Here is a 13412-nt window from a genome sequence, read left to right on the forward strand (position 1 = left end):
TCAGGGTCAATTAACCCAAGCGATAGTTAGGTGCTTCTTTGGTGATTTGTACATCGTGCACGTGAGACTCTTGCATACCCGCGCCCGTGATGCGTACGAATTCCGCTTTGGTGCGCATTTCTTCAATCGTTGCACTGCCTGTTAGGCCCATACTTGAACGTAGACCACCCATTTGCTGGTGAACGATCTCTTTTAGGCGGCCTTTGTACGCGATACGGCCTTCGATACCTTCTGGTACCAGCTTGTCTGCTGCGTTGTCTGACTGGAAGTAACGATCTGAAGAACCTTGAGACATTGCGCCCAAAGAACCCATACCACGGTAAGCTTTGTAAGAACGGCCGTTGTAAAGAATCACTTCACCCGGTGCTTCTTCAGTACCCGCAAACATAGAACCAACCATCACACAAGATGCGCCCGCCGCAATCGCTTTACAGATATCACCAGAGAAACGGATACCACCATCAGCAATCACTGGCACGCCATATTGGTTCGCCACTTCCGCTGCGTCTGCAATCGCGGTAATTTGTGGAACGCCTACGCCAGTTACGATACGAGTCGTACAGATAGAGCCTGGGCCAATCCCCACTTTTACTGCGCTAACGCCCGCTTCAATCAGGGCTTTGGCACCCGCTGCTGTTGCAACGTTGCCGCCAATGATATCAAGATTCGGGAATGCCGCTCGTGTATCACGAATACGTTGTAAAACACCTTCTGAGTGACCATGTGAAGAGTCAATCAACAGTACATCAACACCGGCTTCAACCAGTGCAGCAACGCGTTCTTCGTTACCCGCACCCGCACCAACCGCTGCGCCTACGCGTAGACGACCTTGCGCATCTTTACATGCGTTTGGTTTACGTTCTGCTTTGTGGAAGTCTTTTGCCGTGATCATACCGGTCAATTGGAAATCATCATTCACAACCAGTACTTTCTCAACGCGGGCTTCATGCATTTTTTCTTGCACTTCAGCGCGAGTTGCACCTTCTTTTACGGCAGCCAAGTTTTCTTTTGGCGTCATGACAGAAGAGACTTTCTTAGAAAGGTCTGTCACAAAACGTACGTCACGACCAGTGATGATACCCACTAGCTCATTGCTTTCAGTAACCACAGGGAAACCAGCAAAACCGTGCTTGTCGGTCAGCGCAACCACATCCGCGATGGTCGCATCAGGGCTTACAGTGACAGGATCCGTTACCACACCCGCTTCAAACTTCTTCACTTTACGAACTTCAGCAGCTTGCTGTTCGATAGACATATTCTTGTGAATAAAGCCAATGCCACCTTCCTGCGCAAGTGCAATAGCGAGACGAGCTTCCGTCACGGTATCCATCGAGGCAGAGATCATAGGAATGTTCAGTGTGATGTTTTTCGTCAACTGAGTGCGAAGATCAGCTGTGTTTGGGAGAACGGTGGAGTGAGCTGGCACGAGTAGTACGTCATCGAATGTCAGCGCTTCTTTGGCAATTCTTAGCATTTGCAATATCTCACAATATGTAGAGGTAAAAAGAACAATCCAATCTCATCGTTTCGCATAATGAGGGCAGCAGACGTTGAGTAACGTGCCACATTTGGATTAGATATTGCGGACGGATTATACGGCCAACGCAATCGCTTGGCCACAAATTTTTTAATTTTTTTCTTGCATTTACCCTCTTGATATGTATTATATTGCGGCTAACCTCCATACCCACGTCTACGGGATTAGTTTTGTCTTCTCTGACCAATCCAAACATCTTCACCGTCTCACGTTTAAATTCTGAAGTTCGTTTATTGCTTGAAAACCAATTAGGCATTGTTTGGTTAGTGGGAGAGATTTCTAACTTCTCTGCGCCGGTTTCTGGTCACTGGTATTTCACCCTCAAAGACTCAATGGCTCAAGTTAAATGTGCCATGTTTAAAGGGAATAACCGCCTCGTTTCTTTTAAGCCAACCAATGGTAATCAAGTGTTAGTCAAAGCACGTCTTTCGTTGTACGAGCCACGTGGTGATTATCAGTTGATCATCGAAAGCATGCAGCCAGAGGGCGATGGTCGTCTGCAACAGCAATTTGATGCATTAAAAATGAAACTGGCCAGCGAAGGGCTTTTCGCTCAATCCACGAAATTGACGATCCCAGAACACCCTAAATGCGTCGGTATTATTACCTCTAAAACTGGCGCCGCGCTTTACGACATTCTCGATGTACTGAAACGCCGAGATCCTTCTCTTCCTGTGGTCATTTATCCGACTCTGGTACAAGGAGAAGAGGCCGCCATTCAAATTGCTCAAGCAATTGGACGTGCAAACAGCCGTAACGAATGTGACGTATTGATTGTCGGCCGTGGAGGCGGTTCACTGGAAGATCTTTGGTGCTTTAACAACGAGATTGTTGCTCGAACCATTGCCGCCAGCCAAATCCCGATCATCTCTGCGGTTGGTCACGAGATTGATGTGACAATTGCGGACTTTGTTGCAGATTTGCGTGCGCCAACACCATCCGCAGCTGCAGAACTGGTTAGTCGTGATAACAGCCACAAAGATCAAGCCTTAATCAGCCGCGAGCAAAAACTGCATTCTGCCTGGCGTCATTACCTCACCGAGCAAAATCGCACCATCGTCTCGCTGAGCCATCGACTAGAGAAACAGCATCCTCGCTATCGCTTGATGCGTCAGACTCAACAAGCTGATGAGTTGCAGATCCGCTTACAACGAGCGATGGAAAAGTATCTGGCACAACGAGAACAAAAGGTCTCTCGTGTTCAGCACAAACTGCAATTACTCTCGCCTGTTCGTCAAATCAGTGAACAAAAAAATGCACTTGCACGAGTGGAACAGAAGATGATGGATGCTATGGACCGCAAGCTGCTAAGGTTGCGCCACCAGATCGCGATCGCCGCGGAGAAGCTCGACACTGTAAGCCCTTTGGCAACACTGAAACGAGGCTACTCTATTACTCAAAGTGAATCAGGCGAAGTGATTACGCGTCAATCACAAATCAAAACGGGCGACACTTTGGTCACCCGCCTATCCGATGGTGAAGTACGCTCTACTGTGAACTAAGCCATGGCTTAATCTGTGGTTTTCTCTTTGAACTGAAAGCGGATTCTTGATTTCGATTTAAGCTCGTTGCAGTGATTACAGAAGTAATTGGCCGCACCGCACGCTTGCAGCTTCTCTAGCTCAGCTTCGCATTCTGGACAATAACCAATCTTACTAAAGTCTTTATGACAAGGCTCACAGTGATAGTGACCATTCCACTCTAATGCTTGTGCACAAACAGGACACTTATTCTCATTCATTACCTAATACTCTTGTCTGTTGTTCTGTTACTCAGTTCAGCCTTGCGCTAATTTTCTGGTGGACACGCTTTATCTGATACATACGAATATCAGCACTGCGAATTAACTTATCCAATTTCGCTAAACGTTCACCTTGAGCATAGTCAGCGCCAATACTAACGGAAACAGAATAATCTTCTAGCAGCAAAAACATTTTGATCTCGCCTTGCAATTGCTGATAAAACCGGTCGAAATCTTCTTGCTCTTCAAACTGGCACACCGCGACAAACTCATCGCCACCATATCGAGCAATCACCGCCTGTTTCGGAAAGTGTTGCATCAGCCATTGCGCCAAACTCACCAAAACCTTGTCACCCACATCGTGACCAAATCGATCATTAATGTATTTAAACTCATCAACATCGATGAAAAAACACCCTACCCCACGTGCGCTTTGCCGAGCACCAACGAGTAAAGGCTCTGACTCCGAATAGAGAATTCTTCGGTTGTAGCATTGAGTAAGCGGATCTCGATTCACATGGTAATGCAGTTGATCCTCAAGATGGTACTTTTCTAACGCAACTGAGTAGAGAGCAGCTAGCAGATGCAAAATCTCAAGTTCTTCTTTAGCGGGACTTGATGGCATTTCACTGTAAATAGCAAAAGTCCCTAGCACTTTCTTTTGTCGCGACAGGATTGGCACAGACCAACATGCAGCAAGGTTGGCCGCTTCCGCTAACGCGAGATAAGGCTGCCAATTCGGGTGTTGGTAGATATCACTGACGACGACAGATTTGCCACTATAGGCAGCAGCGCCGCAAGAACCTACATTTTTACCGATAACAACCCCTTCAATCGTTTGATTGTAGAAATCTGGAAGATTCGGGGCGTATTCTACGTGAAGGGTGTTTTTGTCAGGATCTAACTTGAGAATCGAGGCCTTTCGAGATCCAAAAAGAACCTCTGAAAGTGCGACGATCTCGCCGTTTAACTGATCTTTGTCCAATCCCAAGGCCAGTTTGCCTAATAGCTGGTTGATCGACTTATGAGCTTCCAATAGTCTGACGGTATCCATAGCAGCGCTCTAGTGTACTAACTTTACTCAATATTATTATGATTTATCCTAGCATTGTTGATTCACTCAGCAATGCTACGGTATGGTTATCGACAGTTTAACAGAACGATAACATCATTAATACGACCTCAGGCACGCTTATCGGATCCTATCTTGATCGTCTGGTTATTACATTTTGATCAGCGATCTACTCAAAAAAGAATATTTATATAACCACACCCCGAAAGCATAAGTTACATATGCTGCATATCAATTTTAAACAGACAAAAATACCAAGATAATAGCTAATAAACGACAAAAACAGAATTTAACGCAAAGATCATTTTCCATTCAGGTTTGCTTTTTCTGTCAGCGATTAATCACCTCTTGTTTTTACAATCTTAGAGATCTTAACCACTCAATACTCATCCGTTTGATGAACTTGAGATTTCCTAAGGCTAAATTCAGATATAAAAAAGCCCAAGTCGATGCTTGGGCATTAGGTGTCAGAAACGACTTACTTCTTGCGGTTTTTCACCGCGCTCATCATACGCTTACGCGCACGCTCTTGAGACAAAGTCATTTTGCTTGAGCGATTTTCAAATGGGTTATCACTGTTTTGGAACTGGATGCGAATCGGTGTACCCATGATATCTAGTGACTTACGGAAGTAGTTCATTAGATAACGCTTGTAAGAATCCGGCAGATCACGAACTTGGTTACCGTGAATCACAATGATGGGTGGGTTGTATCCACCAGCGTGCGCGTATTTCAGCTTCACACGACGGCCACGAACCATTGGCGGTTGATGATCTTCTGTTGCCATCTTCATGATACGCGTCAGTACCGATGTCCCTACACGAGTGGTTGCAGAGCGGTAAGCTTCTTGCACTGATTCAAACAAATGACCAACACCCGTACCATGCAACGCAGAGATGAAGTGAATGCGAGCAAAATCGACGAAACCAAGACGGCGATCGAGCTCTTTCTTCACATTCTCTTTCACTTCGTTATCCAAACCGTCCCACTTGTTCACAGCAAGAACAATGGAGCGACCAGCATTCAGAGCAAATCCAAGCAAGCTTAAATCTTGGTCTGAAATGTTCTCACGCGCATCGATAATCAATAGCACAACGTTGGCGTCTTCAACCGCTTTCAGGGTTTTAACAACAGAGAATTTTTCAACCGTTTCATGTACTTTACCGCGACGACGAACACCTGCTGTGTCGATCAACACGTATTCGCGACCATCACGTTCCATTGGAATGTAAATAGAGTCACGCGTGGTTCCCGGCATGTCATACACAACAACGCGTTCTTCACCTAGAATACGGTTTGTCAGTGTCGATTTACCTACGTTTGGACGACCGATAATCGCCAACTTGATCGGCTGGTCTTGAAGACGTTTTAATGATGCTTCCGCATCTTCTTCAGAAAAATCTTGCTGTTCTGCGTCTTCATCTTCAAATTCGGTCAGATCTTCTAGTTCACCTTCCGCATGAGAGCTCAGCAGATCGTCGAAAAAAGGATTCAGCGCACGTTCAATTAGCGCTGTCACACCGCGACCGTGAGCAGCGGCAATTTGGTACATTTCACCCACACCAAGTTGCCAAAAGTCCGCGCTGGCGGCATCCGCATCGATACCGTCCACTTTGTTCACCACCAACATAGTGGCTTTTTCAATTTTACGTAAGTGGGCAGCTATCGCCTCATCGGATGGCGTCAATCCTGCACGGCCATCCACCATGAACAGCACAACGTCAGCTTCGCGGATCGCAGCAAGTGACTGTTCTGCCATTTTGGTCTCAACGCCTTCTTCAGAACCATCGATACCACCGGTATCAATCACAATAAAGTCGTGCTCACCCACTTTGGCTTGACCATACTTACGGTCTCGCGTGAGGCCAGGAAAGTCTGCAACCAACGCATCACGTGAGCGAGTTAGTCGGTTAAATAACGTAGATTTTCCTACGTTAGGACGTCCAACCAAAGCAACAACAGGTATCATAACAACCTCTACATTCATCTTCGTTCTGTAGTTATAGGTAACCACTTGCTCGACCACTAGGAACCAGCTTTTTACCTATAACCACAATCTATTTATTAGTCATCAACATCGCTAAACAAAAATCTAGCAACAAAACGGCTCCTAACTGTCACCAGCCAGGAGCCGAATGTGAATTATATCACGATTATTCGTTAATCGTCAGTTTCTTTACATTGCCGTCACGCGTGGTAATGACATAGCCATCTGGCAATACCGTAGGTCCAACCGAAAAACCGCTGTCATTGATCATCTGCTGAGCCACGAACTCACCAGAAGTGCGATCAAGCCAATGTAAATAGCCTTGGCTGTCACCGACTACAACATAGTTATTCACGATAACTGGTGCGGTCAACAAACGATGCTCTAGCTGTTCATTTTGCCACAACTCGGTGCCACTGCGTGCATCGACCGCCACGAGGTGATCTTTGTCAGTCACAACAAACAAACGGCTGCCATCGGTCGCCATATCGATTGCCGATGAGTAATTGCGCTTCCAAACAGCATTGCCTGAACGTAAATCAAGTGCGATTAACTGTCCGTTGTAGCCCACGACATACAGCGTGCCACCCAAAACGATTGGTGACGAATCCACATCCACTAAACGATCGATTTCAGTCGCGCCTTTTGGTGTACCAACAGGCTGTTGCCAGATCAACTGACCACGCTCAACAATAGCCGCCGCTAAACGGCCATTCGCCGTTCCCCAAAACACACCACCTGATACCGCCGTCGGTGTACTATCGCCGCGCAGAGTCAAGTTAGGTACTTCAGTGCTGATGGTCCACTTTTGTTCGCCATTATCTTGATCGAAGGCCATCAATACGCCATTGCTGGTATTCACAATCACTAGACCATTTTCAGCAACGGGCTTTGCTAAGATCTCGCCGACCACAGAGATGCGCCAAGAGACCTCACCAGTCGCTTCGTCCAAAGCGATCAGCTCACCATTTTCACTGCCAATGTAGACGCGGCCGTAAGCGGCGGTTAAGCCACCAGACAATCTCGCTGTGTCGCCTTGCTTGACGTTTTGGCTCCACAGTTGCTTACCTGATGTTGGATCCAGAGCTCTCACTACACCATCACGACTGGCGATAAATAGCTTGTCGTAAGCATATTCAGGAGAGAGTTTAGAGAAATAATGGCCTACACCATTACCGACACTGGTACTCCAAGCTGATTGCGGAGTGAACTGGCTATTCACCTGTGGCAATGGCGCCATTACAATGGTGTCTTCTTCACTGGCACAACCCGCCAACACACCCACTGTAATCATGCCTAATAAGGCTTTCCTGACCATTTTCTTCATGCCATGAAGTCCTTATTTTGCCAGATCATCCAATTTCATTTGCAGAGTTTGACCTGCATCAGCGGCTTGTTGCGCTTCAGAGTAAGCGGCATAAGCGGCTTCTTTGTCACCCTGACGCAAAGCAATATCACCACGCAATTCTGCTACTCGGCCAGCCCAGCTAGCGTCTGTCACTTTTGCTAGCTCAGCTTTCGCTGCATCAAAATTGCCTAACTCTGCTTCTACTCGCGCAATACGGTAAGTCGTTAACGGAATAAGAGCCGCATCTTTGCTGTTGCTCTGAGCCCATTTTAGCTGGGTTAGCGCAGCATTAAGATCACCAGCGGTTACTTGTGCTTTAGCCAGTTGTAACGCCGCCAGTACCGAATACTCTTTGACGTCATTAGAGGCAATGAAAGCTTCAACATCCGCAGCCGCTTCAGCGCCTTTCGCCTGTAATGCATTAATTGCGGAAGTATAATTTTGTGAAGCAGCTTCACGCGCTTGCGTTACGCTATCTTGGTAGTAACGCCAGCCAAATAGACCACCGAGACCAACAACGGCACCGATGATCACGGCTTTGCCGTTCTCTTTCCACCAATCTTTTATCGCTTCAACTTGTTCTTCTTCAGTATTGTAAACTTCCACTTCCTGTCCTCTTTAAAACTGATTCAATGGCAGCGAAACCGCTGCTATTGTTGTGACTGCTGCCAGAGCTTAAATCAGCTCAGCAATTTTGCTGGCAATCTCTTGCTGTGAATACGTAACTTGCTCACCACCAGCGAGATCTTTCAATACAACGGTGTTGTCTGCAACTTCATTCTCACCCAGTACTAGGGCTACAACCGCGCCCACTTTGTCAGCACGTTTAAATTGTTTCTTAAAGTTACCACCACCAAAGTGGTTCATCACGCGAACCCCAGGAATGGCTTCACGAACTTGTTCCGCCAACTTCATGCCAGCCATCATAGTGCCTTCACCCGCAGTGACGACGTAAACGTCCACACTACGACGAACATCCGTCAGCTCTAACGTTTCCAACATTAGCACTAAACGCTCTAAGCCCATCGCAAAACCCACCGCAGGTGTCGCTTTGCCACCAAGTTGCTCTACTAGGCCATCGTAACGGCCACCACCACAAACGGTACCTTGAGAGCCTAGACTTTCCGTGATCCATTCAAAAACCGTGCGGTTGTAGTAATCCAGACCACGAACCAAGCGTTCGTTGACTGTGTATTCGATACCCGCCGCGTCAAGAAGTTCACACAAACCCGCAAAATGTTGCGTTGACTCTGGATCTAAGTAGTCAGACAAACGTGGCGCATCACCCAAAATCGCTTGTACATCTGGATTCTTGGTATCCAATACACGTAGTGGGTTAGTATGCATACGACGTTTGCAATCTTCATCCAGCACATCGATATGTTGCTCAAGAAATGCGATCAGTGCAGTGCGATAGTTTGCGCGCGCTTCCAACGAACCAATCGAGTTCAGCTCTAGACGCACATGTTTATCAATGCCAAGTTCACGCCAAAGACGCGCAGTCATCATGATCAGCTCTGCATCGACGTCAGGGCCATTGAGACCAAAAACTTCTACACCACACTGGTGGAATTGACGGTAACGACCTTTTTGTGGACGCTCGTGGCGGAACATAGGACCCATGTACCAAACGCGCTGTTCTTGGTTGTACAGCAAACCGTTTTCAATCCCGGCACGCACACAACCCGCGGTGCCTTCTGGACGTAATGTTAAGCTGTCACCATTGCGGTCTTCAAAGGTGTACATCTCTTTTTCAACCACATCAGTCACTTCGCCAATAGCACGGCTAAATAGATGCGTCATCTCAACGATTGGCATGCGCATTTCATTGTAACCGTATGCGCTAATTACGTTCTTCACTGCGCCTTCTAGCTTCTGCCACAGTGGTGATTGAGTTGGGAGACAATCATTCATGCCTCGAATTGCTTGGATTGTTTTTGCCACAATAATTACCGTAATTTGAATGACTTCGTTGAGATTTAGTTTTGCACTTTAATGTCGATGCGGTTGCTTTCATCCATGCGTGCCGCTTTGGCACGGATCTTCGCTTCTAGTTGATTCACCAGATCTTCATTGTCGAAGCGCTCTTTTTGACGTTTACCATCTTCGTAAAAAGCGCTCTTCTTGTTGCTGCCAGCCAGACCGAGATGCGATACCTCAGCTTCACCCGGACCATTCACAACGCAACCAATGATGGAGACATCCATCGGAGTAATGATGTCTTCAAGTCGCTCTTCCAGTGCATTGACCGTGCTGATGACATCAAATTCCTGACGTGAACACGATGGACACGCGATAAAGTTGATGCCTCGCGAACGAATTCGCAATGACTTAAGAATATCAAAACCCACTTTGATCTCTTCAACAGGGTTCGCCGCCAAAGAGATACGTAGCGTATCGCCAATACCTTCCGCTAAAAGCATGCCTAAGCCAACCGCCGATTTCACTGCACCAGCACGAGCACCACCCGCTTCTGTAATGCCGAGATGCAGAGGTTGATCGATTTTCTTCGCCAACAGTCGGTAAGAATCCACCGCGAGGAAAACGTCTGACGCTTTCACACTGACTTTAAATTGATCAAAGTTGAGGCGATCAAGAATATCAACATGGCGCATGGCAGACTCGACCAAAGCTTCTGGTGTCGGCTCGCCATACTTCATTTGCAGATCTTTCTCTAGCGACCCACCGTTGACACCGATGCGAATTGGAATGTTTTTGTCACGCGCGCAATCAACGACTGAGCGAATGCGCTCTTCATTACCAATGTTGCCCGGGTTGATGCGTAAACAATCCACCCCGTATTCGGCCACTTTCAGTGCGATACGATAATCAAAATGAATATCGGCGACTAATGGAATCGATACTTGCTGTTTGATCAGCTTGAAAGCTTCAGCCGCATCCATCGTCGGAACAGAAACACGAACAATGTCGGCGCCGACATTTTCCAATGCTTTAATTTGAGCAACGGTGGCTGCTACGTCCGTAGTGCGAGTATTGGTCATGGATTGCACCGCGATTGGCGCACCATCACCGATTGGAACATCGCCCACATAAATTCGCGTCGATTTACGACGGATAATTGGAGATTCGTTGTGCATAATCTTTACAAAGGTAAGGTGAATCGAGCTACTTTGCCTGCAGTATACCGAGAAAGGTCGACAGGTTCACTTGCAAATGTCATGGTCACGCCTTCTGGCGCGCCCAAAATAACGTTAAAAGGGGCCTGACCAGAGAGGTTTAAATCTTGACCCGATTTGCGGATGCCAGAAATCAATGTCTTACCACTGGCGTCTTTAACTTGAACCCAGCAGTCCGAACGAAAAGCCATTGTTAAGGCGGTTTCACCATTGGCTTTGGGTGCTTCTAACGGGAGTGATTCTTCTGCCACTGGCGGTGTCAGTTGTGCTTGGGCATCACTTTCCACCGCTTCCTCAACGGGAGTGCTTTCCGTTGTCTCAACCTGAGCAGGCTCAACCTCCACTTCTGTCGCGATCTCTGGCTGAGCATCCCCTTCGGCCATACTCATTTCTTGCATCACAACATCGTCAAGCACAGGTGGCTCATTCTCTTCAATCACTGCATTATCAAGTTGAGCGGCTTGATTGACCGACTGAGCTAAACTGTTCTCTTGCTGATTTTGCCACCACCAAAGTGAAGAAATGCCCGTGATGATGATGAAAATACCCCAAGTGATCAGCATGATGCGGCTATTGTGTTTCTCCGTATTGGTTTTACGTGAGAAGCTCTGCATCTCCTGTTCTTGGTGCTGCGCGTCACCAGTATTGTCTAGCGCATCAAGAATGATTTTTTCATCAAGACCAACCAATCTGGCGTAAGAGCGCAAATAACCGCGAGTAAAGGTCGCCACTTGGCCACTTTCAAGCTGGTTGTCGTCGATCTGTTCAATCACGTTAACGCGTAAACGTAATCGATCTGCGACTTGTTTTTGCGTGTAACCCATTGATTCGCGTTGGCGTTTGAGTAAGGTACCGACTTGTTCAATGGCGAGAGATTCTGTGGCACTGTCTTGTGAAAAATCGTTATCTGTAGTCATAACTGTCTAAAATCTTCAAATAATGAAAGTTAAGTGCGCTTATTATTCATCGTTCTTGGTTTGCACTGAACTTTGGAAAAAGTTTGCTGCGGTGCTTTGGACGCAGCCCTAATTATTTTATTAGCCAACCTACACTGCCAAAACAGAGCTGTAGCTTTAAACATGATAAGCCAAACTGCGTTATTGACAAAAACTCTATGCTGAGAAATTTACCTTTAGCTCAAGCTTTTGTCCAAAGTTTGACACAAGAAATTCGATATATCGTCCAATTCAGCATAGAAAGTCCACCAAACAAGCAAAAAATGACGATTAGAAAGCAAAACAGCCAGAGCATAGCTCTGGCTGTTTAATAAGAAAATGATGGCTTACAGCGCTTTAACCTCGATGGTCTCACCTTTGGCCGCTTTCAGCATGGCGGTACGCTTGGTTCGGTCGATCACGTCCCCCACTAACTGACCACATGCGGCATCAATATCATCACCGCGCGTCTTACGAATCGTCACCGTATGCTCATATTGCATCAATGTCTTTTGGAAACGATCAATACGTGAGTTGCTTGGTTTCTTGTATGGTGAGCCTGGGTATGGGTTAAATGGAATCAAGTTGATTTTACAAGGTGTATCCTTCATCAACTGCGCAAGCTCATGTGCATGTTCAGTGCCATCGTTAACATGATCAAGTAGCACGTATTCCACCGTCACTTTACCGCGGTTGGCATTGGAAGAAGCAATGTAGCGACGCACTGATGCTAAGAAATCCTGAATATCCCAACGATCGTTGATCGGCATAATTTCACTGCGCAGTTTGTCATTAGGTGCATGCAAAGAAATCGCCAGTGCAACGTCAATTTTGCCCGTCATCTGATCTAAGCCAGAAACCACACCCGAAGTCGACACAGTAACGCGGCGTTTAGAGAGGCCAAAGCCCAGATCATCCAGCATAATTTCCAAAGCAGGAATGAGGTTTTTCATGTTCAGCAACGGTTCACCCATGCCCATCATCACCACGTTGGTGATCGGACGACGCCCAGTTTCTTTCTCAAGCCCTACTTCACGTGCCGCACGCCACACCTGACCGATGATTTCTGACACTTTTAAGTTACGGTTGAAACCTTGCTGCGCCGTTGAACAGAATTTACATTCCAGTGCACAACCCACTTGAGATGAAACACAAAGTGTTGCGCGGTCTTCTTCTGGGATATAAACCGTTTCAACATCTTGATCACCAACACGCATGGCCCACTTGATGGTGCCATCTGATGAGTGTTGAGCTTCTGAAACAACAGGTGCGACGATCTCGCATTTCTGCTTAAGCTTCTCTCTCAACTGCTTGTTGATGTTGGTCATGTTATCGAAATCATCCACACCGAAATGGTAGATCCACTTCATAACCTGATCAGCACGAAACGCTTTTTCGCCTAACTCTTGGGCGAACAGTTCACGCAGGCCTTTGCGATCAAAGTCGAGTAGATTAATTTTTTCAGTGCTCATGTTGCCTCTCAATGACTGAACAAGATTAAGGGCGCGAATTGTACAGGCTTTATGCAGTGACAACAAGGGCTGTAAAACCCCGAAGATGCTAAGGCGATAAAACCAAACGATTAAAATATCACCACACTTTTCTTTAGCCAGAAAAAAGCCCAGCTTGCTGGGCTTGGGAGTTCGTCTACTTAA

At 46.8% G+C, this 13412-nt stretch carries 11 protein-coding genes; 1 reads left to right on the forward strand and 10 read right to left on the reverse strand.

Annotation, left to right across the window (positions count from 1 at the left end):
- Window positions 1-10: 10 nt before the first annotated feature.
- Window positions 11-1474: an IMP dehydrogenase gene (guaB, locus tag FC652_RS07030; RefSeq protein ID WP_013572343.1), complete on the reverse strand. Its 1464-nt coding sequence runs from the start codon at window positions 1472-1474 to the stop codon at window positions 11-13.
- 233 nt (window positions 1475-1707) lie between these two features.
- On the opposite strand from guaB, the gene xseA reads away from it, so the two are divergent.
- A complete protein-coding gene (xseA, locus tag FC652_RS07035) occupies window positions 1708-3039 on the forward strand; it encodes an exodeoxyribonuclease VII large subunit (RefSeq protein WP_176298030.1) in 1332 nt (443 codons plus the stop codon).
- 8 nt (window positions 3040-3047) lie between these two features.
- Here xseA and FC652_RS07040 read toward each other — a convergent pair whose 3' ends face one another.
- The 9 genes from FC652_RS07040 to FC652_RS07080 form a co-directional block, all read right to left on the reverse strand.
- Window positions 3048-3278: a zinc ribbon domain-containing protein gene (locus FC652_RS07040; protein ID WP_176298031.1), complete on the reverse strand. Its 231-nt coding sequence runs from the start codon at window positions 3276-3278 to the stop codon at window positions 3048-3050.
- Between the two features lie 31 nt (window positions 3279-3309).
- Window positions 3310-4332, reverse strand: coding sequence for a sensor domain-containing diguanylate cyclase (locus FC652_RS07045; protein WP_176298032.1), 1023 nt, complete (start codon window positions 4330-4332; stop codon window positions 3310-3312).
- Between the two features lie 496 nt (window positions 4333-4828).
- On the reverse strand, window positions 4829-6319 hold the full coding sequence (der, locus tag FC652_RS07050; protein ID WP_176298033.1) for a ribosome biogenesis GTPase Der: 1491 nt from the start codon (window positions 6317-6319) through the stop codon (window positions 4829-4831).
- A gap of 184 nt (window positions 6320-6503) precedes the next feature.
- Entirely contained in the window at window positions 6504-7664 is a 1161-nt protein-coding gene (gene bamB / locus FC652_RS07055) for an outer membrane protein assembly factor BamB (RefSeq protein WP_176298034.1), read from the reverse strand.
- Between the two features lie 12 nt (window positions 7665-7676).
- Window positions 7677-8291: a YfgM family protein gene (locus tag FC652_RS07060; RefSeq protein WP_045627619.1), complete on the reverse strand. Its 615-nt coding sequence runs from the start codon at window positions 8289-8291 to the stop codon at window positions 7677-7679.
- A 69-nt stretch (window positions 8292-8360) separates the two neighbouring features.
- The gene (gene hisS / locus FC652_RS07065; protein ID WP_011078525.1) at window positions 8361-9629 is read right to left on the reverse strand and encodes a histidine--tRNA ligase; all 1269 of its coding nucleotides are present in this window, start codon (window positions 9627-9629) and stop codon (window positions 8361-8363) included.
- Window positions 9630-9664: 35 nt separating this feature from the next.
- Window positions 9665-10783, reverse strand: coding sequence for a flavodoxin-dependent (E)-4-hydroxy-3-methylbut-2-enyl-diphosphate synthase (gene ispG, locus FC652_RS07070; protein ID WP_011078526.1), 1119 nt, complete (start codon window positions 10781-10783; stop codon window positions 9665-9667).
- A gap of 5 nt (window positions 10784-10788) precedes the next feature.
- A complete protein-coding gene (gene rodZ / locus FC652_RS07075) occupies window positions 10789-11739 on the reverse strand; it encodes a cytoskeleton protein RodZ (protein ID WP_108653624.1) in 951 nt (316 codons plus the stop codon).
- Window positions 11740-12104: 365 nt separating this feature from the next.
- Window positions 12105-13229: a bifunctional tRNA (adenosine(37)-C2)-methyltransferase TrmG/ribosomal RNA large subunit methyltransferase RlmN gene (locus FC652_RS07080; RefSeq protein ID WP_011149605.1), complete on the reverse strand. Its 1125-nt coding sequence runs from the start codon at window positions 13227-13229 to the stop codon at window positions 12105-12107.
- Between the last annotated feature and the right edge of the window lie 183 nt (window positions 13230-13412).

This window comes from Vibrio sp. 05-20-BW147, assembly GCF_013369385.1.
In the GTDB taxonomy this organism is placed as follows: domain Bacteria; phylum Pseudomonadota; class Gammaproteobacteria; order Enterobacterales; family Vibrionaceae; genus Vibrio; species Vibrio floridensis.